The organism is Xanthobacter aminoxidans (genome assembly GCF_043193615.1).
In the GTDB taxonomy this organism is placed as follows: domain Bacteria; phylum Pseudomonadota; class Alphaproteobacteria; order Rhizobiales; family Xanthobacteraceae; genus Xanthobacter; species Xanthobacter aminoxidans.
In genome coordinates this window covers 328,795-353,507 of record NZ_JBAFUS010000002.1, presented here as the reverse complement: position 1 = coordinate 353,507, position 24,713 = coordinate 328,795, and the positions used below count along the sequence as shown (strand labels likewise).

Here is a 24,713-nt window from a genome sequence, read left to right as displayed (position 1 = left end):
ACACCCATCAAAAACGACAATCTGAACTATCTAAACAGAAAGTATAAAGCGATCACCCTGATTAGTAAGGCAATCGGCCTTGCGCCGGAGGGTTTCCGGCGTGGACTGAAGCGCGGCTCCCTCTGAGGACCAGCTTGTTCACGCAAAACGCCGGCTCCCGGGCCTGATGGGCGATCGACGAAGCTGTTCGGTTTTCGGTGAGGCGATCATGGTGCGGCCGGCTGTGTTCACGCGGCTCGGAACGGTGGCTGTCTGTCCGCGTGGTCGTCACGATTGCAACGAAACCTACCCCTTGCGGTAATGCGCCTCGATCACGTCAAACGCCTTTCGTGCCGACGCCAGCTTCTCGAATACCGATACCGCAGTCCCAGGGCTGACCGGCGGGCAGCCGTGACTCACATACGACGCCAGATTGCGCCGCAGCTCGCCATAGGTGGCGTAGAAGCCGACGAAGAGCGACAGGTTGGGCGCGCCTACGGCGACGAAATGCGGAACGGCTGCATCGAACATGGGCGTGTCGCGCGCCATGGAGGCGTTGATGTCCAGCACCTGCGAGGGGCAGGAGCCATTGGCACTGTCGATCTTGGCCTGCAGCCCCTCGGCCCGCTTCAGGACCTCGTTGAGCGTGCTGGCTTCCACAAGCAGGGCCTCGCCGACACGCCGCAGTTCGTCGGCCTTGCGCGCCTGTTCGGTTTCCGCAGAAATGGCGGTGGAGATGGCCAGGATGCCCGCACCTGTCACGAAGCCAAGCATGGTGCCGATCAGCGTCTGCCACTGACGCAGCAGACCCAGTTGCGGGTTGTCACCGCCGGTTCGGATGTCCACCACGATCAGCGCGCTCAGCGCGACGATGACGAGCGCGACGATCAGGATTGCGGTCGGGATCATGACCGCGCGCACGCCCCGCGCCGCCGCCCAGCGGTCGCACCCAGATGGCCACTGGCCGCTTGCGATGTGCCGATGGCCTCAGTCGCGGGCAAGCGCACGCTGGGCCTCCTGGGCAAGATCGGTGTAGGCGGCCTTCTCCACGGTCACGGCAACGCCCTGAATGGTGCCACCCCTGAACGTGCCGGGCGACGTATAGTCCTGGCTCACCGCGTCGCCGCTGTCATAGCCGATACAGAGGCCGTCGCCGGAGAGCGTGAACTTGGCCGGCTGGGTCCGCATGGGTCCTTCGGCCACGACCTTGTCGTTGATGTAAAGTTTGGTCGTGCCGAGCGATTCACTGTGCGGACCGGCGCCTGTGCGGGTGAATTCCATCCCCAGCGTGTATTTACCGGGCTTCAGATCGACATTGGAAATGAAGGTCTGCTCCGGCTTGATGCCGAGGAAGTTGTAGACGTAGTAGAGCTTGTGATCCTTGATGAACAAGGCATGCCCGCCGAAACGCGAGCCGTGGGCGAAGATCACGCCGGACGCATCGGGGGTGTCGATCTCCACATTGGCGAGAATCTTGTAGGACCGGTTGCGCACGTTGACCGCAACGCCCTCCGGCACCGGCGCCGTGCCGGGATAATAGATGTAGCGGTCGCGCACTGGCTCGGCACTGGGTCGCTCGACGCCGAGCATCTGCGGCGCGGTGCGGTCATCAAGCGGCAGTGCCAGATTGGTGCGCGCCTCCTCGTTCCAGGCCTTGATGAGCGCCGCGAGCTTTTCGGGGTGCGCGTCGGCCAGATCCTTTGATTCCGAGCGGTCCGCCTCGACGTTGTAAAGCTGCCAGCGGTCCTGATCGAACTTGCCCTTGCCCGTGAAGGGCGCGTGCACGGCGGACGCCAGCCAGCCATTTTCCCAGATGCCGCGCGTGCCCAGCATCGCATAGAACTGCCGCTTCTTCTGCGTGGGGGCGTCGGGCGCGGCGTCGAACGTATACCGCATGGAGACGCCGGACAGGGGGAACTGCTCCACGCCCCGATAGACCTTGGGCATCTCGATGCCGATGATATCAAGCAAGGTCGGTACGATGTCCACCGAGTGGTGGTACTGATTGCGGATCTCGCCGCGCGCCTTGATGCCCTTCGGCCAGGAAATGACCAGGGGGTCCGCCGTGCCGCCCGAATATTGCGAATAGCGCTTGAACATCTGGAACGGGGTCGAGAACGCCGCAGCCCAGCCGGTGGGGAAATGCTCGTAGGTGTCGGGGCCGCCGAGCTTGTCGATCAGCTTCATGTTCTCGGCGATATCGTCGGGATAGCCGTTGAAGAACTTGTTCTCGTTGACCGAGCCGTTCGGCGAGCCCTCGCCGGAGGCGCCATTGTCCGCCGCGTAGATGACGATGGTGTTTTCAAGCTGTCCGGACTTTTCCAGATAGTCGATGATGCGACCGATCTGGACATCGGTGTATTCCGAGAAGGCGGCATAGACCTCGGCGAGGCGCGAGAACAGCTTCTTCTCGTCGGGCGAGAGGCTGTCCCAGGGCCGCACCATGTCCGGGGCATAGGCAGCGTCCGCCGGCAGCGGGTTGAGCGGCGTCAGCTGCGTGTCCTTGGGCAGGACGCCTCGCTCGATCATGCGCGCCAGCACCCAACCGCGATAGGCCTCGTAGCCGTCGTCGAACTTGCCCTTGTACTTGTCGATAAAGTCTTGCGGCGCCTGATGCGGAGCGTGATTGGCGCCGGGGTTGTACCACATGAACCACGGCTTCGAAGGGTTGGTGGCCTTCTGGTCGCGGATCATGCGGATGGCCTGATCGGCCAGATCCTTCGAGAAATGGTAGCCGTCCTGCGGTGCAGAAGGCGGCTCGATGAAGCGATTGTCTTCGACGAGATCTGGATACCATTGATTGGTCTCGCCGCCGATGAAGCCGTAGAAGCGGTCGAAGCCCATGCCCAGGGGCCAGGTGCTGCGATTTCCACCCGAAGCCACGTCCTGCTCCGGCACATTGTGGTTCTTGCCCAGCCAAAAGGTGCTGTAGCCATTGTCCTTGAGGATTTCGGCGATGGTCGCAGCCTGCGGGGGAATACGCCCGCTCGCCCCGGGAAATCCGTTGGCCCCCTCGGTGATCGCGGCCATGCCGTTGAGCGTGTGGTTGCGGCCGGTCAGCAGTGTCGAACGCGTGGGCGAGCACAGCGCCGCCGTATGCCATTGCGTATAGGTCAGCCCTTCCGCAGCCAGCTTGTCCAAAGTCGGCATATTGATCCGCCCGCCATAGGGCGACCATGCAGCCAGGCCGGTGTCGTCATAGAGCACGAACAGGATGTTGGGCGCACCTTCCGGCGCCTTCCTGGGCGTGAATGGACCCCAATCCGCCACCGAGTCGCGCACATCAAGCTCGATCTTGCCCTTGAAGTCCTTGTAAGGCCCCACAGGCTGGGTCTGCTGGGCCGCGGCGGGGCCGGCGATGGCCACGCCGAGGCCGATGCAGGCCATCGAAAGGAGAGTGGCTGGCTTCATGGCGGACCTCCCTGGTTGGCGATTGTGATCGCGTTCTTCTTTTCATGCATGGCATTGGCCGGCGCCGGACCAGATATCCGCTCACGTCAGCCGACCCGCTTTTATCCCGCGTCTCGAATTTACCACCGCTACACGCTCAGTCTGGCGTCGCTACTCTGAAACCTCTGAACATAATTACATGTATATCAGGATATCGGAGGTTCGATTATAGCCTTGACGTCAGTCAATTCATTCAAAATTTGCGTGCCAAGGCCATGCAGTGCGATGGGAGTGCGCTGGCCGAGCGAGGGGAAGGTCGCGCCGGCCGCCCTCGCGCCCGATCACGGCCATCCAATGATCTCTAAAGGCGAAATCAGCTATGGTCCCCTGTCGGTACGCGACCTTGGCTGATGCGTGGGGGCGATGAGTGCGGTAGAGATGAGGTCGGCCCCGGCGGGGCGGCGAGACCGCTCCGGGTCATAGTCTTCGTTGCTGGACCTGTACCGTGGAAGGTAGAAGAGGATGCGGCTCAGGAGCATCCTGTCAGTCTTGTTGGCTGGCGTCCTCACAGCCTTGATGATCTCGTTCATCGCGGCGGCGCGGAGCGACCGAGGTCGCCAAGCGGGTGCCCTGGCCGCACCTGCCGAACTTTCGTCCGGCGGCATCGGGGCGTTAACGCCGCAGGCGCCGGAGGGATATGTCGGCTCGGCGGCATGCGCGGGCTGTCATGCGGCGGAGGCCAAGGCCTGGCTGGCCTCGCAGCATTCCGGCGCCATGAGCCTTCCAACGGACGCAACCGTCAAGGGTCGCTTCGACGGGGCGGAGGTCGGTCAAGGTCCGGCGAGCGCTCGCTTCTTCCGGGAGGGGACGGGCTATCGCGTGGAGATCGCCGGCTCGGACGGGAAGCGGACGGTCTACCCCATCGCCTATACGTTCGGGCTCTACCCGCTCCAGCAATATCTGGTCGCCATGCCGGACGGGCGCGTGCAGGCGCTGCCCTTTGCCTATGACACCCGACCGGCCTCCGAGGGCGGCCAGCGCTGGTTCCATCTTTATGGCGACGACGCGCCCCTGCCAAGCGACCCTCTGTTCTGGACCGGGCCGCAGCAGAACTGGAACCACATGTGCGCGGAATGCCATTCCACAGCGCTGCGCAAGGCCTACGATGCGGCGGCCGACCGCTTCGACACGCGCGTCTCCGAGATCAGCGTCGGCTGCGAGAGCTGCCACGGTGCCGGGGCAGGACATCTTGCCTGGGCGAAGGGGCCGCGCGATCGCGCGATATCTAATGCAGGATTTGCCAGCGCGGCCGCACCCCGGCCCGTCGTGGACTGGACTCCCGATCCGAAGACCGGAAGCCCGGCCCAAGGTGTGGACCGGCCGGCTGGGGACGCTGTCGAGACCTGCGCGCGCTGCCACGCCCGCCGCGGCGTCTCCTCCGAAAGCTGGCAACCCGGCCAGCCGCTGACGCAGACCCACATGCCCGTGCTGCTGGAGCAGGGCCTGTTCGAGCCCGACGGGCAGAATCAGGACGAGGTGTTCAACGATCACGCCTTCAAGCAGAGCCTGATGTACAAGCGCGGCGTCGCCTGCTCCGATTGCCACGATCCGCACACCGCGGCCCTGAAGGCGCCCGGCGCGGCGGTATGCAGCCAGTGTCACCTGCCGGAGCGCTTCGCGGTCCAGAGCCACACCGGCCACGCCCCGGGACCCGGCGCGCCGGATTGCATCGGCTGCCATATGCCGAAGCGCACCTACATGGTGGTCGACGCGCGCCACGACCATTCCTTCCGCATTCCGCGCCCGGATCTCTCCGTTGCGCTCGACACGCCCAATGCCTGCACCGATTGCCACACTCAAAAGCCTGCGATCTGGGCCGCCGAGGCGGTCGAGCGCTGGCATGGGCCGGAGCGCAAGGGCTTCCAGAGCTGGGGGCCGGCGCTTCATGCCGCGCGCCTTGGGGCAGCAGAGGCCCGTGCGGCCCTTGTCGCGCTGGCTGGAAATCGGGACGTGCCGGGCCTCGTTCGGGCCACCGCCGTCGGGGCGCTGGCGCAGTTCCCGGCGCGCACAAGCGACGACGCGGTTCGGGCAGCCCTCGCCGATCCCGATCCCATGGTTCGTGTGGCGGGGCTGCGGGCGGCGGCCGGCCTGCCGCGCGCGGAGCGCTGGCGGAGGGCATCGCCGCTTCTGTCAGACCCGTCCGCCGCGGTGCGGCTGGAGGCGGCGGACCAGCTCGCCGATGTCCCGCCGGATGAGGTGGTCGAGCCTGAGCGCAGCCGCCTCCTCGCTGCGTTCAGCGAATACGAGGCGGCCCAGAGGCTGAATGCGGACCGGGCGGATGCGCGGGCCAATCTCGGCACCTTCCTTCTGCGCCGGGGCGATGGAGCCGGGGCGGAGATGGAGTACCGCGCCGGTCTCAAGCTCGATCCGACCTTCGCGCCCCTGCGCGTCAACATGGCGGACCTCTATCGGCGGCAGAAGCGCGAGGCGGAGGCCGAAACGGTGCTGCGCGAGGGCCTCGCCATGCGCAATGACGCCGCCCTCCACCATGCGCTCGGGCTCACCCTCGTGCGGCAGAAGCGTTATGACGACGCGCTGGTGGCGCTCGCCACCGCCCGCGCGCTGGCGCCCGCCGAAGCGCGCTACGCCTATGTGGAGGCGATCGCCCTGCAATCGCTCGGCCGCCAATCCGAAGCACAGGACGTGGCCCGGCAGGGGCTGGAGCAGAGCCCGAACGATCCGGCGCTGATCGGACTTGTCCTTAACGCGGCGCTGGGCGCCGGAGACGTCAGCCGCGCCCGCGCGCTTGCGGAACGCCTGGCGGGCCTTCAGCCGGACAATCCCGAAGTGGCACGCATTGCCGCACGGCTCCGAGCGCGCTGACAGGCCTGCGCGACGAAGTCTTCGAACGATACCGCATGCGCCATAACCGTTACTGCCTGCGCTGCCGGGACCGGGGTCGGAATTCGTCGCCGGAGAGATCCGGTCAATGCCCCCCTGCGCCTGGTCGATCACCTCCAGCGCCTTGTCGGCGGTGGAGCCACCTGCGGGGATGGATGCCGCAGCGATGCCCTGGATGACCCCGAATTGGGAAAGCGGCTGCGCCTCCACCGAAGCATCCAGCACAACTGTGACGGTCGGGACGCAGGTTCTTGAACCTAGAGCCAGGGTAAGAGTTCAAGCGCGGTCCTAGATGGTCCGAGCCGCCCGCCGCAGCGACTGCGGGGCTTGGCCGAAGGCGCGGACGAAGGCGCGGCGCATGCGCTCCGGATCGCGAAAGCCGGTCACTTCTGCGACCCGTTCGATGGGGTCCGAAGATGACTGCACGTGCTCTCGCGCGACTTCCAGGCGCAAGCGCTCTATGGCCTTGGAGGGCGTCGTCCCGGTCTCGGCGGTGAAAATGCGCGCGAAATGGCGGGGGCTCAGCCCCGCCCGGTCGGCCAGCATGTCGACGGTGAGCGGCTTGTCCAGATGCTCCCGCACCCAGGTGAGCAGGGTGCCGAACCGTCCGTTCGGTGTCTTCAGTTCCAGCAGCGAGGAGAATTGCGACTGCCCGCCACTGCGGCGATGGTAGAGCACCAGCTGGCAGGCGATGTCCTTTGCAACCGCATCCCCGTGCTCCTCGGCGGCGATGGCCAGCGCGAGGTCGATCCCGGCGGTGATGCCGGCAGAGGTCCAGACGTTGCCGTCGCGCAGGAAGATGCGATCGGGATCGAGCCGCACCTTTGGATAGCGGGAGACGAAATCCTGGGTGCGGCACCAGTGGGTCGTGGCCTTGCGGCCGTCCAGCAGTCCCGCCGCCGCCAGGACGTAGGCGCCGGAGCACACGCTCGCCACCCGTCCGCCACGCGTGGCATGGCGGCGGACGAAGGCGAGGGTCGTCCGGCAGTCGATGGCGGCCTCGACCCCCAGCCCGCCGGCGACGACGAGCGTCGTGATGGCCTTGGCCGACTTGAGGCTGGAGGCCACCACCTCCACGCCACAGGAGCTGCGGACCGGCCCGGGCTGTGCGGCGATCATCTGCACGTTCGGCGCGGTGGGAACCAGGCGGCGCGCGATCTCGAACACCGATGCCGGGCCCGATGCGTCCAGAAGCTGGAAATCCGGGAAGATCAGGATGCCGATCATCGCTATGGCTGAAAACGAGGGAACCGTGACATTCTACATATGATCGCACCATGCCATGCTCGGCGGGTCAAGATCGGACCCCGAAGGTCGTAGAATGTCCTCATCCCTGAAATTCGGCTTGCTCGTCTTTCCCCGCATCACGCAGCTCGACATGACCGGGCCCCTGCAGGTGTTCTCCAGCCTGCCCGGCGCTGAGATCCATCTGGTCTGGAAGCGCATCGAGGCGGTGCAGAGCGACACGGTGCTGTCCATCCTGCCCACCACCGCCTTCGCCGACTGCCCCCAACTCGACGTCATCTGTGTTCCGGGCGGCTACGGTACCGACGACCTGATGGGCGATGACGAGGTGCTGAATTTCCTGCGCGCGCAGGCCGCCGGCGCCAAGTTCGTCACCTCGGTCTGCACGGGCTCGCTGGTGCTTGCCGCGGCCGGGCTGCTGGAGGGTCGCAAGGCCGCCACCCACTGGAGCGCCATCGATGTCCTGCCCATCTTCGGCGTGACCGCGAGCCGCGAGCGGGTGTGCATCGACGGAAACCGCATCACGGGCGGCGGCATCACCGCCGGCATCGATCTCGGCCTGACTGTGATTTCCGAGCTGGTGGATCGCAGGACCGCCGAAGCCATCCAGCTGCGCCTCGAATACAATCCTGCGCCCCCGTTCAACGCCGGATCGCCGGAGACGGCCCCGGCCGACGTTCTGGCGCTGCTTCAGGAGAGGATGAAGGTGGCGAAGGCGCGCCGGCTCGACCTTGCCAGAGCGGCAGCGGCCCGCGGGCGGTGAGCCGGTCATCGGCGGCTATTTTATCCCGCGGTCGAGACCGTCGACCGCGGCCGCATCGCCGTCAATGGCCCGTGCCAGACGCTCGGCCGTGACAGGCCCAAGGGTAAACCCCTGGTGGCCGTGGCCGAAATGGAACCACAGGCCGGGGTGGCGCCTCGCGCGGCAGGCGAGCGGCAGAAGGCCCGGCAGACAGGGGCGCGTGCCGGACCAGGGCGTTGCTTCCACGGGCGATCCCAGATCCACGAGAGACCGGGCTGCAGCCTCCCCCCGCGCGAGCTGGCGCGGGCTGGCGGCGGGCGCGGCGGCGGACAGCTCTGCGGCGGTGGCAATGCGCAGGCCGTCTCGCATGGGCGACAGCACCACGGAGTGGTCGGCAAGCAATATGGGCCGGGTGAGGCCGTGGGTGCCGCCATAGTGGCGATGATAGCCGCGCTTGCGCACCATCGGTACGCGATAGCCGAGGGGCCGGAGCAACTCCGGCGACCAGGGCCCGAGCGCCACGACGACGATTTTCGCGTCCATTCCCGCGACCTGCCAGCCGGCGCCGGAGCGCTGGAGGGTCCGTGCATCGCCGGCGACGATCCGACCGCCGCGATCCTCAAACAGCCGCGCGTAGGCATCGACCAGCCCTCCCGGTGCAAGGCAGGTCCAGGGCGCTGTCCAGTGAACGGCCCCTGCCGGCGCCCGCCGCAAGGCAGGCTCGGCTGCGGCAAGCCCCGCCCTGTCGGCGACGGAGAAGGTGACACCATGCTCACGCCCCTTGCGCTCCGCCTCCCGCACGGCGGCTGCAAGGCCCTGCTCCGTATCATGGACCTCCCAATAGCCGTCCCGGCGGATCAGCTCGTCGGCGCCCGCCGCCTCGATGAGGGCGGCGTGACGGGGCACGGCCTCCGATACCAGTTGGCGCCAGAGCGGAATGACCCTGCCCAGCGGACCGGGCAGGGATGACCGCCAATAGCCGAACAGCGCGGGCGCCTGCCCAGGCAGAGACGGCCAGTGCAGGTTGACGGCGTTCCTGGCGCCTCCAGCCATCGCGAGGAGCGCCAGCGGACTTGTCGGCAGCGCGTACGGCTCGACAGCTTCCGCCTGGATGATGCCCGCATTGCCGTAGCTCGTTTCCGAACCGGGTGGCGCGCGATCAATGACGACACAGTCGTGTCCCCGCTCCTGCAAAGCCAGCGCCGTGGCGACGCCGACCATGCCGGCACCGAGAACTGCAATTTCAGCCATGCTGCTTCCCCGAGAGCCGCCCGCGTGAGGGCCGCAGACTGTACTGTTATTCCTGAGCCATCGCTTCGAGCTCGGCCGTTGCCGCCGCTGCGTCGAAGATGCCCGTGCGTCCGATGAGCACCAGCCGCGCGCCCTCCACGGGCAGATCCGAGGGCAGCAGGCTGGCGCGGCGGCCGACGAGCTGGAACAGGAAGGTCTGGCCCGGCCGCTCGGCGACTCGGATCAGGCCCTTGGCCCGCACGAGACGCGGCGTAAGGTTCTCGATGACGGCCCCGAACCGCGCGAGGACCACGGCACGCAGCGACATCCATTCGACCTGGACGAAGCGATCGTCGCGGATCACAGGGGCCTCGGCGGGAGCGGCCGGCTCGCGCGGAAAGGGCTGGGCGAAGAGAAGCTCCAGCGGAATGCCGCCGCCCTCGTCCGCGACGAAGACCAGCGACTTGCCCATGCCCTCCAGCCTCACCCGCAAGCTTGCATGATCGGCGGCGGCCGTCTCGCCGACCTTGGCGAGGACAATGATGTCGGCAGCCCGGACCTGGGCCTGCCAGAGGTCGTCGGCAACATCATGCGCCTCGGCGTCCACCACCGTCACCACCGCGTCGAGCCGCACGGCCTTCTGCAAGACGGGATCATGCAGCGCCTCGATGATCCCGCGCGGGTCGGACACGCCGCTTGCCTCGATCACGATGGCATCGATTGGTCGGCCGACCGACAACACCCCTGCAAGCGTGCGCAGCAGGTCGCCCTGCAACGAGCAGCAGATGCATCCGTTCTTCAGTGCAAAGATCGGAAGGCCGGTGGCGGAGAGGATCGCCTCGTCGATGGCGATGGCGCCGAAATCATTGACGATGACAGCCAGGGACAACTTCAAGTCGCCGCCCAGCATGGCATTGATCAGGCTCGTCTTTCCGGCTCCGAGCGCGCCCGTGACCACGACAACGGGAACAGGACGCGCGGCACGGTCCTCATGCATGCGCCGGCCCTCGGCCACGCAGCGCACGCCCCGGCCGGGCGCGCGCGTCAAGCCGGCCGTCCAGAATGACCGGTCGCCCACCCACCAGCAGCGCCTCGACCCCTGCGGCCGGCGCCGTCATGTCGGAAAAGCTGGCCCGGGCGGCGATGGTTGCGGGATCGAGCACAAGGATATCCGCGTCGCAGCCTTCCTGGAGGCGCCCTTTCCGCTTCATTTCGGGCGAGCAACTTTCGATGAGGCGGGCCGGCAGCACCGTGCACTTGGCCAGCGCCTCCACGAGGCCGATCTTGCTGCGGTCGCGGCAATACTCGCCGATGAACTTGGTGAAGGTTCCGGCTGAGCGCGGGTGGGACGACAGGCGCCGGGGCAGCGGCCATTCCTCGCCACGATAGATGGCGCCGTCGGGCTCCACCCATGGCATTGCATCCGAGGCGATGATGCCGCCGGGGTAGAGCACCGACAGGTCGAGAAGGTTCTGGAACGCCGGTTCGCTCTCGATATCGAGGAAATGCCACGCCACCAGCGCGGCGGGGTCCGCGTCCCGCGCCGAAAGGAGGTCGGCCCTGTCCCTCAGGTGCTGACGATTGTGGATCAGCTCGATGCTGTCATATCCCGACCCGGTCCGCTCCGGAAAATCCGTAGCCGCGAAGAAGCTCGCCGAAATCACCGTCGAGCCTGTCCCGTAGGGGTAAGCCTCCACCGTGACCGGCAGACCGCGCGCCTGTGCGCGCTGGATCAGCGCCCGGCAACGCGCGATGTCGTGCAGCGAGGTCGAGTTGAGGTGGCAGATGTGCATGTGCGCGCCGGTGGCCGCGGCGAGGCCGATGATGCGGACATAGGAGTCTTCGGAACTCAGCGGATCCGCATTGGCCATATGGGCGATGTGCGTGAAGGTTGGCGCCGCATGGCGGGCGGCGAGGTCGCAGACCCGCGTCATCTCCTTGATGCCGGCGCCCGGCGCGTAGCCATGGGCGATGCCGATGCCGATCCCCCCTTCACGCAGTCCGGCCTCGATGACGGAGCAGATGTCCTCGACCGCGCGCGCCCCCGCAACCTCGCTCGACCACCCGCCGCGATTGTCGGCCCCCTCCCCCATCATTTCCATCGGATGCCGGCCCGGATCGGGCACGATGCCGGCCATCACCTGCTTGCGGGCAAAGATCCAGCTGGCGGAAGCCCCGTAATTGAGCACCCGCCCGGCATTCTCCTGCCGCTCGTACCAGGCGCCGACCGGAAGGACGCCAACCTCCAGCTCGAGCGTCGTCGTCACCCCGTCGAACGCCTGCATCCAATCCGCAGCGACGCACTGGCCGTGAGCGTGGAGATCGATGAAGCCGGGGCACACGACGCGTCCGGTCGCATCGATCCGGCGCATCCCGTCCGCTTCCGGGATGCGTCCGATCTGCACGATGCCGCCGTCCCTCACCCCGACATCGGCGACCTCGTCGCGGCCGGTCTCGGGATCGATCAACCGGCCCCCGGAAATGATGCAATCGAAAGCTTCGCTCGGCACGACGTTCCGCCTCCGCCCGTCTTCACATGCCCGCCCACCCGCGCCACTTTTGGCGCGCTCGGTCTATTTCGGCTTGCCGGCAACCAGCGGGCAGTCGCTCTCGCTCAAGGGGCGATAGGCGACATCGGCGGTGATCGTCTCCAGGACCTTGTAGTAGGCCCAGGGCTTTTCCAGCTCCTTCGGCTCCTTCACCTGCACCAGATAGAAATCGTGGATCAGCTTGTTGTCGGCCCTGAGCCTGGCGCCCGGGGCGTAGAAGTCGTCGACCGGCGTCGCGCGCATCTTCTCGATCACGCGATCCGTGTCGTCCGAATTGATGGCTGCCACGGCCTTCAGATAGTGGAACACGGCGGAATAGACCGCGGCCTGCGGCGCCGTCGGCATGGCGCCGTGCAGGGCATAGAAGCGCTTGGCGAAGGCGCGGGTGTTGTCGTTCAAGTCCCAATACCAGGCGGTGACACCCGTCAGGCCCTTCGCCATCTCCAGGCCCATGCCGTGGATGTCGGTGAGGAACATCAGCAGCGCGACCGGGGTCTGGGGACCGGCATTCATGTTGAACTCGTTCCACTGCTTGATGGAAGAAACGAGCTGCTCACCTGCGTTGGCGAAGGCGACGACCTTGGCGCCCGAGCTCTGCGCCTGGAGGAGGAAGGAGGAATAGTCCGCATTGCCAAGCGGGTGGAACACCGAGCCGACGGATATGCCGCCCACGGTGCCCAGCATGCGTTCGGACTCAGCCACCATGTTGCGTCCGAAGGCGTAATCGGCCGCGATGAAGAACCATTTGTCCTGCCCCTGGCCGACCAGCTTGCGGATGGGGCCTGCGACCAGGTTGTAGTTATCGTGGAGCCACGCCAGCCCGGTCGGCGCGCACTGCTTGCCGGTGATCTCCACCGTGCCCACGGCGGAGTACATGACCAGCTTGTTCTTTTCTCGCCCGAGAGACTGGATGGCGAGGGCAACTGCCGAATTTCCGATGTCGGCCACCATGTCGACACCTTCGGAGAACCAGCGCCGCACGATCTGGGCGCCCACGTCCGCCTTGTTCTGGTGATCGGCGACGAGGAGTTCCACCTTGATGTCGGGCGAGCGTTTCCTGAAATCCTCTATGGCAAGCTTGGCGGCGACCACAGATCCCTTGCCGGAAAGATCCGATAGCGGGCCGGACTGGTCATTGATGATGCCAATCCTGACGACTCCATCCGAGATTTCCGCAGCCGCCGGCGTCGCCGCGAGGGCGAGGGCCGTGAGGGCGCCGACACCTGATATCCAGAACGCGCGCAGGAGACCCCTGCGGCTCCGCATGCCTTGATCGTGGTTCATTTTCCGGTGTTCCCCTGCGAGCCGTATCGGCTTCCTGGATTGGTTGCAGGCGGCGGGTGGAACCGGGCAAAATGGTCCGCCGTCGCCTGGTCCTTTGCAAATCCTGCGCTGTGAGGCGGAAGGCTACAACGGCCGTTTTCCCTCGTTTTCTGCCATCGCCCCGGTGGCCCGTGCGATCAATTCCCGGGCCATGACGTCCGCCACCTGCGCAGGCGACGTCCGGCTTGCCTCAGCGCGATCGAGCACCTGCGCGAGGCGGCCGGGAATGCGGTGCACGGCGTCATGGACCATGCCGCGGTCATGCCCGAGATATTCTGCCGCGACATTGATGATGCCCCCGGCATTTGCGACGAAGTCGGGCACGTAGAGAATGCCCCGCTCGTGCAGGAGGGTGGCATCCGCCTGCGTTGCGAGCTGGTTGTTCGCCGCACCGGCGACGAGCCGCGCGCGCATCTGCGGAATGGTGACCTCGTTCAGCCCGGCACCGAGCGCGCAGGGCGCGAACAGGTCGACGTCGGACGCATGGATCGCCGCCGGCGACACCACCTCCACGGGGATCGTCGTGCGCAGGCGCTCCGCCGCCTCCGGATGCACGTCAGCGACCACCAGCGCGGCGCCGGCCCCCTGCAGGCGCCGGCAGAGGTCCGCACCGACGCTGCCGAGGCCCTGCACCGCGATCCGGCTCTGCGAAAGCGGACGGCCCCGCCGTGCGCACACATGGGCGATGCTGAGGAACACGCCGAGGGCGGTCCACGGCGAGGGATCGCCGCCGGCCTGATCTGCATCGGCCGGAAGCCCGAAGACGAATGGCGTCTGCGAGCGCACGACTTCCATGTCGCGCGGCGTCGTGCCCACGTCCTCGGCCGCCAGATAGTCGCCGCCGATCTCCTCCAGGACCCGACCGAACGCGCGGAACAGGGCGGCGCGGTCGAAGGTGCCATCGGGCCGCCGGATGACGGACTTTCCGCCACCCAACGGCAGGCCCGCCATCGCGTTCTTGTAGCTCATGCCGCGCGCGAGGCGGCGGGCATCCGAGAGCATGGCGGCCGCATCGTCATAGTGCCAGAAGCGGCAGCCTCCGGTCGCCGGCCCCAGCGCCAGCGAGTCCACCACGATGACCCCCGACAGGTCGCAGTCGGAATCCTCGAACCGGAAGATGAGCTGGCCGTCTTCCTCCATGCGGGTCAGTTGCAAGGTCATCACGATGCCCCGGTGCTGGACGGGAACGCGGCGGGATGAGCCTCCCGCGGGCCCCTGCCCTGCTGCATCCGCGCGACGGCCCGCTGGCTGGAGCGAAGCCGCTCCTCGAGCAGCGGGCGCGCGGCGGACCGGACCTCGGCCAAAAGCGCGGCCGGAGCGTTGTCCTCGGTGATGTCGAAGGGCGGCTTTGGGTCATACTCCAGCATCAGCTGGACCCGCTTGGCGACATCATCGCCGCACAGCTCGGCCGCCACCTGGAAGGCGAAGTCGATTCCCGCCGTGACGCCGCCGCCGGAGATGCGATTGCGATCCACCACGATGCGCTCCTTGACCGGGATGGCACCGAGGATTGCGAGCTGATCGCGCGACAGCCAATGGCACGCGGACTTGTAGCCATCGAGCAGCCCGGCACCCGCGAGGATGAAGCACCCGGCGCACACGGACGTCACATAGCGCGCACCCGCGCCCGCCCGGGCGACGAAGGCCATCACCTCCTCGTCATCCATCAGCGCCATCTGCCCTGGACCACCACCGACGCAGAGCACATCCAGTTGCGGGCAGTCCGCGAAAGTGGTCGTCGGCATGAGGGTAAGCCCCACGTCGCTCGTGATCGGCTCGATGGACTTCCACAGCAGGTGCATCCGGGCGCCGGGCAGGCGGGCCAGGACTTCGAATGGTCCCGTGACGTCCAGCTGGGTCATGCCGGGGAAAAAGAGAAGTCCGATGTCCAATGTCGTTTTTGTCACGTCGTTCCCTTTCGATGCTGCGGCATGAGATTGGGCATGACAGGGCGCGGCGGAAACGACATTCTACCCACCTTTCCTGCCAACGACCGGCAACGCGATGGAGGGCGGCTTGCAGCAGCGACACGTCGTCTTCGTGGTGTTCCCCGACGCCCTGGTCCTCGACCTCTCCGGTCCGCTGGCAGCGTTCGAGCTGTCCTGCGAGACCTCCGAAGGCGCCGCGCCGCCTTACCGCCTGACGGTGGCGTCGGTGGCGGGCGGGCTGGTGCGAACGTCGTCGGGACTGGAGCTGATGAGCCAGCCGCTCTCCGGCGTGGGTGAGGTGGATACGCTGGTGGTCGTCGGTGGGCCGGGGGTGCACCTGGCCGCATGCGAGCCCCGCCTGCTGGCATGGATCTCCGATCGCGCCGGGGGCATCCGCCGGGTTTGCTCCGTCTGCACGGGCGCCTTCGTGCTGGCGGCAGCCCGGCTTTTGGGCGGGCGGCGGGTGGTGACGCACTGGGGCTCCTGCCGGCTGCTTCAGGATCGCTATCCCGACCTGACGGTGTCGCCGGATGCGATATACGAGCACGACGGTCCCGTCTGGACCTCCGCAGGCGTGACCGCGGGCATCGATCTGGCGCTCGCTTTGATCGAGGACGACCGCGGCCACGCCGAGGCCATCCGCGTCGCCAAGCGGCTGGTGGTCTTCCTGAAGCGTGGCGGAGGGCAGACCCAATTCAGCGTTCCGCTGGCCTTGCAGGCGGCGGACGACGGCGGCTTCGAGGCCCTGCACAGCTGGATCAGCGACCACCTCGACCAGGACCTGCGGGTGGAGACGCTCGCCGAGCGCGTGTCCATGAGCCCGCGCACCTTCGCCCGGCTCTATGCCGCGCGGACCGGCCGCACACCGGCGAAGGTGGTGGAGGAATTGCGGCTCGATGCCGCCCGCCGAGCACTCGAGGAGACACGGCAGAGCATCAAGGAAATCGCGGTGCGCTGCGGCTTCGCCGACGAAGAGAGGATGCGGCGCGCCTTTCGCCGGCGGTTGGGCGTGAACCCGCAGGACTATCGCGGCAAGTTCGGATCGATCGAGGCCGGCGGCGCGTAGCGCGCTGACTTCGATCCATGCGCCGCCCCATCACGGCGCGGGCGAGAAGCGCGTCTCTATGGCGTTCCGCCTGGGCGCCTCTCCAATTTTTGGAGGAACCTTCGCATCTCGGGGCGGCCTGCCATCACGCCTCCACGGATAACGTAGTTGCATCAGTCGGTTAGCAATTGGCACCACGCTTGCGTTGGGAACGGCGCGCAGTTCGTGAGGCCAAATGCAACTTCACTTCGCTCTCGATTTTGACGGCACCATAAGCCTCGTCGACACCACGGATCTTCTGCTCGCGACATTCGCGGATAGGACCTGGCAGGAAATCGAAGAAGAATGGTGCGCCGGCCGCATCGGCTCGCGGGAATGCATGTCGCGGCAGGTCGCTTTGCTGGAAGCGCCCCGCGCCGCCATGTTGACAGCCCTCGCCGATGTGAAGCTCGATCCGCACTTCGCCGCCTTCGTCACCCGGGCCTGGCTCCGCGGCGCGACCGTCTCCGTGGTGTCCGACGGGTTTGATCTCGCCATCATTCACCTGTTGCACGCCAACGGGATCGACCTGCCGGTCACTAGCAATCGGCTGGTGGAAACGGCCAATGGCCGCTGGCAGGCGAGCTTCTCCAATCGCGGGGAACAGTGCCCAAGCGGCACCTGCAAATGCGCCGCCGTGCCCGCAAATCGCCGGGTGGTGCTGGTGGGCGACGGGCGATCCGACTTCTGCCTTGCCAGCCGCGCCGACTTTGTCCTGGCGAAGGGTTCGCTTGCTGCCTTCTGCGTCGCCGAGGGCATCCCTCACCGCGCAATTTCAGGCTTCGCCGACGCCCTGGCTTTCCTGGACCCGCTCCGGGCGCGCCGCCATGCGGCCCCCTCCCGTCTCATGTTCGAGGACATCCATGCTTGATCGCCAGACCGAAGTCGCAACGTCCGTCGCCGAGCGCACCCGCCTGCGTGAACTGGAGGAGACCTATTGCTCTCATGGGGATACGGTCCATTACACCCAGGAGCCGAAGATATTCGAGCGGTGCGAGGGGTCGTTTATCTATGATGACGAGGACCGCGCCTTCCTTGATCTTCAGATGTGGTACTCGGCTGTCAATTTCGGCTATGCCAATCCGCGTCTGAACGAGGCCATGCGCCGCCAGCTCGATCGCCTGCCCCAGGTGGCGAGCCAGTATCTGCATCGCGAGAAGATCGAGCTCGCCGCCGAGATCGCCGAAGGCGCCTTGGCGCGTTTCGGGCACAAGGGGCGGGTGCATTTCAACGTGGGCGGCGCCCAGGCCATAGAGGATTCCCTCAAGCTGGTGCGCAACGCCTGCGACGGCAAAAGCCTGATGTTCGCCTTCGAGGGGGGATACCACGGCCGGACGCTGGGCGCCTCGGCCATCACCTCGTCCTACCGCTATCGCCGCCGCTTCGGGCATTTCGGCGAGCGCGCCCACTTCGTCCCCTTCCCCTATCATTTCCGCGGCCCGCGCGGCATGACGAAGGAGGAATACGGCCACCACTGCGTGCAGCAGTTCGCCCGTCTGTTCGAGAGCGAATACAACGGCGTTTGGGACCCCAAGGCCGGCAAGTGCGAATACGCCGCCTTCTATGTGGAGCCGATCCAGGGCACCGGCGGCTATGTCATCCCGCCCGCGAACTTCTTCCCGGAGCTGAAGGAGGTGCTCGACCGCCACGGCATCCTGCTGGTGGTGGACGAGATCCAGATGGGCTTCTACCGCACCGGAAAATTGTGGTCGATCGAGCATTTCGGCGTGGCGCCGGACATCATCGTGTTCGGCAAGGCCCTCACAAACGGGCTCAATCCCCTGTCCGGCCTGTGGGCGCGCGAGGCGCTCATCAATCCGCAGGCGTTTCCGCCCGGCTCCACCCATTCGACCTTCAATGCCAATCCGCTCGGCACCGCGGTGGCGCTGGAGGCCATGCGCATGATGCAGGAGGAGGATTTCGCCACCTCCGTGGCCGAGAAGGGCGCCCGTTTCCTCGACGGCCTGAACGAGCTGAAGGCGAAGCACGCCATCGTCGGCGACGTGGACGGCCTTGGCCTCGCGCTGCGGGTGGAGATCTGCGAGCCGCACGACAGCTTCACCCCCTCCAAGGCCATCGTCGACCGCATGGTGGATGAGGCGCTGAAGGGCGATCTCGTCCATGGCGTCGAGCGTTTCGGGCTGGTGCTGGACATCGGCGGCTACCACAAGAACGTCATCACGCTGGCGCCGTCGCTGACCATCAGCCACGCCGAGATCGACCTCGCCTTGGCGCTGATGGACCAGCTGTTCACCCGCGTGACGCCCCGGTGAGCACCATGCGCATCAAGGTCATCGATCTGGACGGTGCGCTCACTGTGCAGGACGAGGTCATGGCCGGCCTGCCCGGCTGTGACGCCGACCTGTTCCTTGCCCGCGACCTTGCGCCCCGGCTGCGCCTTCTGGCGGGCCGGAGCGCGCTCAGGACGCTGGCCGACCGGCTCGGCCCGCCGACGCGCGGCGAGATCTGCTTCTACGGCTCGGGCGACTTCCATCATCTGAGCCACCTTCTGGTGTCGCGCTTCGATCAGCCGGTCAGCGTCGTGCATTTCGACAACCATCCGGACTGGACCCGCTTTCCCCGCACGCTCAATTGCGGCTCGTGGGTGAGCCGCCTTCTGGAACAGCGGAACGTGGCGCGGGTGGTGACGCTGGGCCCGTGCAGCTCCGATCTAAGCGCGCCGCAGCTGAAGGGCGCGGATCTGCCGCTCCTGCGCTCCGGGCGCCTTCAGATGCATCCGCTGGCGGCCGGTGCCACCTTCTATGCCGGACCCGGCTTCGAGGTCGCGAGCGTGCGCGGCGCGGCGGGGATCGGTGCCGACGGCCTGCGCTGGGACGGCCTCGAGGACGGCGATTTCGCGGAACGGGTGGAGGCCATCGCCGCCGAACTGCCGCACACGCCGCTCTGGATCACCCTCGACAAGGATGTGCTGAGCCGGGACGAGGCGGTGACCAACTGGGATCAGGGCCGGCTCCCCCTCCACAAGGTGCTTCAGGCCATCACCGTCTTCGCCGAGCACCGCCCGGTTCTGGGCATGGACGTGTGCGGCGACTATTCGCCGGAGGGCGACAACGGCGCGCTCCGCGCCCTCTGTGCCTATCTGGACCGCGACCAACGGCGCGATCCCCACGGCAATGCCAACGCCGTCAACGGCGTCACCAACGGCCGCATCCTCCGGCACATGGGGGACATCCTGCAATGAGCGTGTCCCTCGTCGCCCTGTTCGCCGCCTCCGTCGCCTGCGACGTGGCCGGGCAGCTGGCCTTCAAGCGCGGCGCCGACCGCCTTCCGGCCGTCAGCACCGGCGCCGGGCGCTTCGCCCTGAGGCTGGTGGCCGAGCCATGGCTGATCGCGGGGCTGATGATCTACGCCATCGAGTTCCTGGTGTGGACGCGCATCCTCGCGCTGGTGCCGCTCGCCATCGCCTTTCCCGTCGCCAGCCTCAACATCCTCGGAGTCACGGTGGCGAGCCGCCTGTGGCTCGGCGAGCGGATCGCGCCGCGGCAATACGCCGGGGCCGCCCTCGTCACCGCCGGTGTCGCCCTCGTCGCATCCAGCCTGTGAGAAACCCATGCCTCTCGACCGCAGCATCATGATCGAAGGCGGCCCCGTCGGGGTGCTGCTCATCCACGGCCTCGGCGGCACCCCGGTGGAACTGCGCGAGGTGGCGCGGCGGCTCGCCGCCACCGGCGCCACCGTGCTGTGCTGCCAGCTCGCCGGCCATTGCGGCACCGAGGCGGAGCTGGCGGCGACGACGATCGAGGACTGGTACGCCAGCGCCGCGGCCGCCCTCGCGACACTGGAGGCGCGCTGCACCAAGGTGATCGTGGGCGGCCTCTCCATGGGCGCGCTGCTCGCCGCCTTGCTCGCCGCGCGCAATCCCGAGAGCGTGGACGGCGTGGTGATGCTGGCGCCGACCCTGCGCTATGACGGCTGGTCCATCCCCCGCTACGGCTTCCTGCTGCGCCTGCTCATCAACACCCCGCTGGGCCGGCGCTATCGCTTCGTGGAGCGCGAGCCCTACGGCCTGAAGGATGAGCGCATCCGCAGCGTGATCGTGCGCGCCATGCGGCTGGGCGATACCGATGCCGGCAGCCTCGGCACGCCCTCCGCGGCGTTGCGGCAGCTGTGGCGGCTGGTGGGGGTGCTGAAGCCGCAGCTCGGCAGCATTCGCCAGCCCGTGTTCATCGCCCATGCCCGCCACGACGATGTGGCGAGCTTCAACAACGCCGTGCTGCTGCAACGCCGCCTCGGCGGCACCGTGGATTGCCTGGTACTCGACGACAGCTACCACCTCGTCACCCTCGACCGGCAGCGCCATCTCGTCACCGACCGGATCTCGGCCTTCATCCAGGGCGTGGTGGAGGCGCCGCTGCGCCAACCCGCGAGCGAGCCGCGCCGCGCGACGGCCGGCCGTGCCGAACGGCAGGCCCCCCACACACAGGCCCCCCACACACAGCCTCCTCAGGGACAGGTGGCGCATGTCGCATGATGCCCTGGTCGGCGACTGGCCCGGGGAAACGGCCCGCGCGCCGGTTGCCCCGCTCGTGCGCATGGTGTCCGGCATGGCCGGCATCGACGCCACGGCCTGGAAGGCCGCCCGCCCGCCCGAAAGCGAGGGGTGGGCCTATCTCGCGGCCTGTGAGACCTCCCCGCCGGCCGCCCTTGAGCTGGCGGCGGTCAGCGTGGGCGACCGCTCGGGCCTTGCCGCAGCGGCCCCGCTGTTCGCCCTGAAATACCGGCTCGACACCCCGTTGCAGGACGGACCTCTGGCCGCCTTCTGCGATCGCCTCGCGCGCCGCGCGCCCGGTCTCCTGGAATGGCGGATGCTCGGCGTCGGCTCGACCTTTACCGACGCCTGCCCGGTGGCGCTGAACCCGCGCCTGTGTGAGGCCGGCCGGGCGGAGGCCGTCGCAGGCCTCATCGCCGCTGTCGAGGCGGAGGCGGCGCGGCGCGGCACCGGGCTCGTGGTGTTCAAGGATCTTGCCCCGCGCGAGCTGGCGCTGCTGGCGCCGCATCTGGCCGCCGCCCGCTACTTCGCGGTGGAGAGCCTGCCGGTCGCCGTGCTGGATCTCGACGGCACCGGCGATCTCGATGGCTATCTCGCCCGCCTCTCGCCGGCCACCCGCAAGGATCTCCGGCGCAAGATGAAGCGGGCCGAGCGGGTGGAGGTGGAATGGCGCACCTCCCTCACCGGCATGGAAGGAGAGGTGCGCGCCCTCTATGAGGCCACCCGCACCCGCAGCCAGGTGCGCTACGGTGATTTCGAGGATTTGCCGGACGGCTATTTCGAAACCGTGTCGCGGGCGCTCGGCACCGATGCGGTCTTCGCCTGCTATCGGGTGGGCGGGCAGCTTGCTGCCTTCAACCTCCTGTTCGTCGAGCCCGACCGGGTGATCGACAAGTTCCTCGGCATGGCCTATCCGCTCGGCCCCGCGCACGATCTCTACGCCTTGAGCTGGCTGGAAAACGTGCGCTTCTGCCAGCGCATCGGCCGGCGCTACCTGCAGACCGGGCAGACCGCCTATGCGTCCAAGCTGCGCTTCGGCAGCGCGCTGGAGCCGCGCACGCATCTGGTGAAGCATCGCAACCGGGCACTCCATGCGGTCTTGCGCCTCGCCGCCCCACTATTGGCCTTCCCCCGCTGGGACCCCGACCTGCGACGGCTGGGCAGGGAGGGCGCGCGATGACGTTGCGTCCCGCCACCGTTGCGCCCCTGATCCTCGTCGCCGTCTTCCTCGCCGTGGACACCGCGACCCAGCTTGCCTTCAAGGGCGCCGCCGAGGCCATCGGCGACATTCCGCTGGGGCTGGACTTCCTCGCCGCCGCAGCCGGAACCGCGTTCGCGTGGCTGGCGGTCGGCCTTTATTTCGCGACCTACGTGCTGTGGATGCTGGTGCTGCGCACGACCGCCCTCAGCCGCGCCTTCCCCCTGACGGCGCTGAGCTATGTGAGCGTGCCGCTGTTCGCCTGGCTCGCGTTCGGCGAGACGGTGGACGCGCGCACCGCCGCCGGCATCGGCCTCATCCTCGTGGGCGTCGCGCTCGTCGGCCATGGGGAAGATGCCGAAGTCGAGGCGGAGGCCGTTGCGAAACCGGAGCTGACCCGATGCGAAACCTGATCGCCGGCCTCCTGGCGCTGGGTCTGGTGACCCCGGCCTCAGCCGCGCCGGACGTCACCGGCGTCTGGATGACCGAGGATGGCGAGGGTGCCGTTGAGATCGCGCCATGCGGCGACGCGCTCTGCGGACGCATCGTGTGGCTGAAGTCCCCGCTGGACGCGCATGCGCAGCCGGTGCGCGACGAGAACAATGCCGACCTGGCCCTGCGCGATCGCCCCCTCTGCGGCATGGAGGTGATGTCCGGCGTTGCGCCGGGCAGTGACGGTTGGGAAGGCGGCTGGATCTACGATCCGGAGGCCGGCGCACGCTATTCCGTGGCCATCGCGCCGGACGGCGCCGACGCCATCGTCGTGACAGGTTTCATTGGGATCAAGGCGTTCGGCCGTGCCCTCCACTGGCACCGCGCGGCCGCCACGCTGCAACGCTGCGACGCCGCGCCCACCCTGAAGGCCAGCGCCGGGAACAAGAGGTCCTAGGACGTATGACGCGACGGCGCGGTTCGCGTTGGCTGAACTGGTGGTCGCTGCTGCCCCTGCAGCTGCGGCTCACCCTCTATTTCGTCATGGTCAGCGTGCCGCCCGTGCTGGTGGCGAGCTTCATCGCCGCCGAGGTCATCTCGGTGACGTTCGAGCGCAACGTGGAGCAGTGGATCGGCGAGATCGCGACCTTCATGGCCAACGAGGCTGCGGAGGGCCGCGAGGAGGCCCAGCGCGCCACCGCCGTCGTCGCCGCCGCCGTGTCACGGGGCGGCACCGAGCCCATCGCACCGTTCGCCGACCTGCTCACCACCGTGGGCTATGATTTCGTGCGCCTCTACACGGCGGACGGCACGGTCCTGTTCTCGACCGGCGACCTGGAACTGATGCAGCCGTTGCCGCTCAAGGCGGTCGCGTCCATCTTCTTCGTCCGGCAGGGCGGGCACCGCGCCATGATGGTCGGAGCGGTCCAGCCGGTGCGCATCGGCGACCAGGCGGGCTTCCTCTTCATCGCCAATCTGCTGGATGAGCAGTTCTTCACCGCCCCGCAGACCATCCGCTCGCTCGACCTGCACCTGATCGAGGTGACCGAGGGCGGTGAATTGCGCGATCTCGAAGACCTCAGGCGGACCCCGCTGCCGGTGCCGCCGGAGTCGCTGGCGGCCCTCAGCGCCGGCGCGCCCCTCGCCATCCAGAGGCGCAGCTTCGGCCTGGGGCCGGCGGCGGCGTTCAGCGCCCTTCGCGACGACAGCGGACGTCTCGTGGGCATCATCGCCTGCCGGCTCAACGGCACGTCGGCGACGTTCGAACGCCTCGGCACCGTCTCGCTCTTCGGCGCCCTGGCGGCGGTCGCGGGCGTGCTGTCGCTGCTGGTGGGCTTCAGCATCTCGCGGCGCATGAGCCGCCCCCTGCATGACCTCACCCGCGGCGTGCGCGCGGTGGCCGAGGGCAACTATGCCATCCGCGTGCGCGAGACCGGCGGGCGCGAGATCGAGGCGCTGGCCAGCGGCTTCAATGCGATGACCGAGCAGCTCCAGACCCTGCGCGACCGGGAGACCGCCACGCGCCACCGGGCCCAGCTCGCGACGCTCGGGCAGGCGGCGGCGGTGATCGCCCACGAGATCCGCAACCCGCTCGGCATCATCAAGACATCGGCGGAGCTGGTGCGCCGCAAGACCCCCATGGCGCCCGGCGAGGACCGGCTGATGATGTTCGTCCTCGACGAGGTGCAGCGCATCGACCGGCTGGTGAAGGATCTGCTGGACTATGCCCGGCCCCCGCAATGCACCGCGGTCCCGCTCGATCTCGTCACCTTCATCGTCCGGCCGGCCCTCGACTTCGTGGCGCCGGAGCTGAGCCGCCGCAACATCAGCCTCATCGCCCGCCTGCCGGACCACCCGCTGCCGATCCAGGGCGACAAGGATCTGCTGCACCAGGCGCTGCTGAACCTCATCATCAACGCCATGGACGCCGCCGGCGATGGCGGCCACATCATCGTGCGTGCGGAGCTCGAGGCGGATGCGGTTGTCCTCCATGTGGAGGACAACGGCCCGGGCATCCCGGAAGACGTGCGGGCCACCCTTTTCGAGCCTTTCGTGACGACCAAGGTGAACGGCACCGGCCTCGGGCTCGCGACCGTGCGGTCCACCGTGGAGGTGCATGGCGGCGAGGTGACGTGTGCCGACGCACCGGAGCGTGGCGCCATCTTCACCATCCGCCTTCCGCTCGGCAAACAGGGGTGATGC

Annotated in this window: 21 protein-coding genes; 12 read left to right on the top strand and 9 right to left on the bottom strand. The window is 67.7% G+C overall.

The window, feature by feature from the left end:
* Window positions 1-285: 285 nt before the first annotated feature.
* A complete protein-coding gene (locus tag V5F74_RS10645) occupies window positions 286-900 on the bottom strand; it encodes a hypothetical protein (RefSeq protein ID WP_394007911.1) in 615 nt (204 codons plus the stop codon).
* Between the two features lie 66 nt (window positions 901-966).
* A complete protein-coding gene (locus V5F74_RS10640) occupies window positions 967-3,390 on the bottom strand; it encodes an arylsulfatase (RefSeq protein WP_394007909.1) in 2,424 nt (807 codons plus the stop codon).
* Between the two features lie 753 nt (window positions 3,391-4,143).
* On the opposite strand from V5F74_RS10640, the gene V5F74_RS10635 reads away from it, so the two are divergent.
* Complete coding sequence (locus V5F74_RS10635) at window positions 4,144-6,252, top strand: tetratricopeptide repeat protein (RefSeq protein WP_394007907.1); 2,109 nt, start codon at window positions 4,144-4,146, stop codon at window positions 6,250-6,252.
* Window positions 6,253-6,558: 306 nt separating this feature from the next.
* Here the strand turns inward: V5F74_RS10635 and V5F74_RS10630 are convergent, their stop codons facing one another.
* The gene (locus tag V5F74_RS10630) at window positions 6,559-7,497 is read right to left on the bottom strand and encodes a GlxA family transcriptional regulator (RefSeq protein WP_394007906.1); all 939 of its coding nucleotides are present in this window, start codon (window positions 7,495-7,497) and stop codon (window positions 6,559-6,561) included.
* Between the two features lie 94 nt (window positions 7,498-7,591).
* Between V5F74_RS10630 and V5F74_RS10625 the strand changes: the two genes are divergently transcribed.
* Window positions 7,592-8,278 carry a DJ-1/PfpI family protein gene (locus tag V5F74_RS10625; RefSeq protein WP_394007904.1) on the top strand — a complete coding sequence of 229 codons (687 nt, stop codon included), beginning with the start codon at window positions 7,592-7,594 and terminating at the stop codon, window positions 8,276-8,278.
* 15 nt (window positions 8,279-8,293) lie between these two features.
* Here the strand turns inward: V5F74_RS10625 and V5F74_RS10620 are convergent, their stop codons facing one another.
* The 6 genes from V5F74_RS10620 to V5F74_RS10595 form a co-directional block, all read right to left on the bottom strand.
* A complete protein-coding gene (locus V5F74_RS10620; RefSeq protein ID WP_394007902.1) occupies window positions 8,294-9,508 on the bottom strand; it encodes an NAD(P)/FAD-dependent oxidoreductase in 1,215 nt (404 codons plus the stop codon).
* Window positions 9,509-9,554: 46 nt separating this feature from the next.
* Window positions 9,555-10,484 carry a CobW family GTP-binding protein gene (locus V5F74_RS10615; protein ID WP_394007900.1) on the bottom strand — a complete coding sequence of 310 codons (930 nt, stop codon included), beginning with the start codon at window positions 10,482-10,484 and terminating at the stop codon, window positions 9,555-9,557.
* The gene (locus tag V5F74_RS10610) at window positions 10,477-11,997 is read right to left on the bottom strand and encodes an amidohydrolase family protein (RefSeq protein WP_394007898.1); all 1,521 of its coding nucleotides are present in this window, start codon (window positions 11,995-11,997) and stop codon (window positions 10,477-10,479) included. Before V5F74_RS10610 ends, V5F74_RS10615 begins: the two co-directional genes overlap by 8 nt.
* 63 nt (window positions 11,998-12,060) lie before the next feature.
* A complete protein-coding gene (locus V5F74_RS10605) occupies window positions 12,061-13,320 on the bottom strand; it encodes an ABC transporter substrate-binding protein (RefSeq protein WP_394007896.1) in 1,260 nt (419 codons plus the stop codon).
* 123 nt (window positions 13,321-13,443) lie between these two features.
* Window positions 13,444-14,520 carry a Glu/Leu/Phe/Val family dehydrogenase gene (locus tag V5F74_RS10600; protein ID WP_394007894.1) on the bottom strand — a complete coding sequence of 359 codons (1,077 nt, stop codon included), beginning with the start codon at window positions 14,518-14,520 and terminating at the stop codon, window positions 13,444-13,446.
* Window positions 14,520-15,251 carry a DJ-1/PfpI family protein gene (locus tag V5F74_RS10595; protein WP_394007892.1) on the bottom strand — a complete coding sequence of 244 codons (732 nt, stop codon included), beginning with the start codon at window positions 15,249-15,251 and terminating at the stop codon, window positions 14,520-14,522. The genes V5F74_RS10600 and V5F74_RS10595 overlap by 1 nt, the downstream gene beginning before the upstream one ends.
* Window positions 15,252-15,363: 112 nt before the next feature.
* On the opposite strand from V5F74_RS10595, the gene V5F74_RS10590 reads away from it, so the two are divergent.
* From V5F74_RS10590 to V5F74_RS10545, 10 genes are all read left to right on the top strand, one after another.
* Window positions 15,364-16,353, top strand: a complete 990-nt coding sequence (locus V5F74_RS10590) for a GlxA family transcriptional regulator (RefSeq protein WP_449361628.1) — start codon at window positions 15,364-15,366, stop codon at window positions 16,351-16,353.
* Between the two features lie 214 nt (window positions 16,354-16,567).
* A complete protein-coding gene (locus V5F74_RS10585; RefSeq protein ID WP_394007888.1) occupies window positions 16,568-17,242 on the top strand; it encodes an HAD-IB family phosphatase in 675 nt (224 codons plus the stop codon).
* A complete protein-coding gene (locus tag V5F74_RS10580) occupies window positions 17,235-18,644 on the top strand; it encodes an aspartate aminotransferase family protein (RefSeq protein WP_394007886.1) in 1,410 nt (469 codons plus the stop codon). Before V5F74_RS10585 ends, V5F74_RS10580 begins: the two co-directional genes overlap by 8 nt.
* Before the next feature lie 5 nt (window positions 18,645-18,649).
* Window positions 18,650-19,573 carry an arginase family protein gene (locus V5F74_RS10575; protein WP_051678708.1) on the top strand — a complete coding sequence of 308 codons (924 nt, stop codon included), beginning with the start codon at window positions 18,650-18,652 and terminating at the stop codon, window positions 19,571-19,573.
* On the top strand, window positions 19,570-19,935 hold the full coding sequence (locus V5F74_RS10570; protein ID WP_029555013.1) for an EamA family transporter: 366 nt from the start codon (window positions 19,570-19,572) through the stop codon (window positions 19,933-19,935). Before V5F74_RS10575 ends, V5F74_RS10570 begins: the two co-directional genes overlap by 4 nt.
* Before the next feature lie 7 nt (window positions 19,936-19,942).
* Entirely contained in the window at window positions 19,943-20,863 is a 921-nt protein-coding gene (locus tag V5F74_RS10565; RefSeq protein ID WP_051678709.1) for an alpha/beta hydrolase, read from the top strand.
* The gene (locus tag V5F74_RS10560) at window positions 20,853-22,061 is read left to right on the top strand and encodes a GNAT family N-acetyltransferase (RefSeq protein WP_394007884.1); all 1,209 of its coding nucleotides are present in this window, start codon (window positions 20,853-20,855) and stop codon (window positions 22,059-22,061) included. The genes V5F74_RS10565 and V5F74_RS10560 overlap by 11 nt, the downstream gene beginning before the upstream one ends.
* The gene (locus V5F74_RS10555; protein WP_394007883.1) at window positions 22,058-22,492 is read left to right on the top strand and encodes an EamA family transporter; all 435 of its coding nucleotides are present in this window, start codon (window positions 22,058-22,060) and stop codon (window positions 22,490-22,492) included. The genes V5F74_RS10560 and V5F74_RS10555 overlap by 4 nt, the downstream gene beginning before the upstream one ends.
* Window positions 22,480-22,968: a DUF2147 domain-containing protein gene (locus tag V5F74_RS10550; protein WP_394007881.1), complete on the top strand. Its 489-nt coding sequence runs from the start codon at window positions 22,480-22,482 to the stop codon at window positions 22,966-22,968. The genes V5F74_RS10555 and V5F74_RS10550 overlap by 13 nt, the downstream gene beginning before the upstream one ends.
* Before the next feature lie 5 nt (window positions 22,969-22,973).
* A complete protein-coding gene (locus V5F74_RS10545) occupies window positions 22,974-24,710 on the top strand; it encodes a sensor histidine kinase (protein ID WP_394007877.1) in 1,737 nt (578 codons plus the stop codon).
* Window positions 24,711-24,713: the final 3 nt, after the last annotated feature.

Coding starts and splice junctions, on each gene's coding strand:
- V5F74_RS10640 (WP_394007909.1), bottom strand. CDS start 3,390: ATGAAGCCAGCCACTCTCCTTTCGATGGCCTGCATCGGCCTCGGCGTG.
- V5F74_RS10635 (WP_394007907.1), top strand. CDS start 4,144: ATGAGCCTTCCAACGGACGCAACCGTCAAGGGTCGCTTCGACGGGGCG.
- V5F74_RS10630 (WP_394007906.1), bottom strand. CDS start 7,497: ATGATCGGCATCCTGATCTTCCCGGATTTCCAGCTTCTGGACGCATCG.
- V5F74_RS10625 (WP_394007904.1), top strand. CDS start 7,592: ATGTCCTCATCCCTGAAATTCGGCTTGCTCGTCTTTCCCCGCATCACG.
- V5F74_RS10620 (WP_394007902.1), bottom strand. CDS start 9,508: ATGGCTGAAATTGCAGTTCTCGGTGCCGGCATGGTCGGCGTCGCCACG.
- V5F74_RS10615 (WP_394007900.1), bottom strand. CDS start 10,484: ATGCATGAGGACCGTGCCGCGCGTCCTGTTCCCGTTGTCGTGGTCACG.
- V5F74_RS10605 (WP_394007896.1), bottom strand. CDS start 13,320: ATGAACCACGATCAAGGCATGCGGAGCCGCAGGGGTCTCCTGCGCGCG.
- V5F74_RS10600 (WP_394007894.1), bottom strand. CDS start 14,520: ATGACCTTGCAACTGACCCGCATGGAGGAAGACGGCCAGCTCATCTTC.
- V5F74_RS10590 (WP_449361628.1), top strand. CDS start 15,364: ATGGAGGGCGGCTTGCAGCAGCGACACGTCGTCTTCGTGGTGTTCCCC.
- V5F74_RS10585 (WP_394007888.1), top strand. CDS start 16,568: ATGCAACTTCACTTCGCTCTCGATTTTGACGGCACCATAAGCCTCGTC.
- V5F74_RS10580 (WP_394007886.1), top strand. CDS start 17,235: ATGCTTGATCGCCAGACCGAAGTCGCAACGTCCGTCGCCGAGCGCACC.
- V5F74_RS10575 (WP_051678708.1), top strand. CDS start 18,650: ATGCGCATCAAGGTCATCGATCTGGACGGTGCGCTCACTGTGCAGGAC.
- V5F74_RS10570 (WP_029555013.1), top strand. CDS start 19,570: ATGAGCGTGTCCCTCGTCGCCCTGTTCGCCGCCTCCGTCGCCTGCGAC.
- V5F74_RS10565 (WP_051678709.1), top strand. CDS start 19,943: ATGCCTCTCGACCGCAGCATCATGATCGAAGGCGGCCCCGTCGGGGTG.
- V5F74_RS10560 (WP_394007884.1), top strand. CDS start 20,853: ATGTCGCATGATGCCCTGGTCGGCGACTGGCCCGGGGAAACGGCCCGC.
- V5F74_RS10555 (WP_394007883.1), top strand. CDS start 22,058: ATGACGTTGCGTCCCGCCACCGTTGCGCCCCTGATCCTCGTCGCCGTC.
- V5F74_RS10550 (WP_394007881.1), top strand. CDS start 22,480: ATGCGAAACCTGATCGCCGGCCTCCTGGCGCTGGGTCTGGTGACCCCG.
- V5F74_RS10545 (WP_394007877.1), top strand. CDS start 22,974: ATGACGCGACGGCGCGGTTCGCGTTGGCTGAACTGGTGGTCGCTGCTG.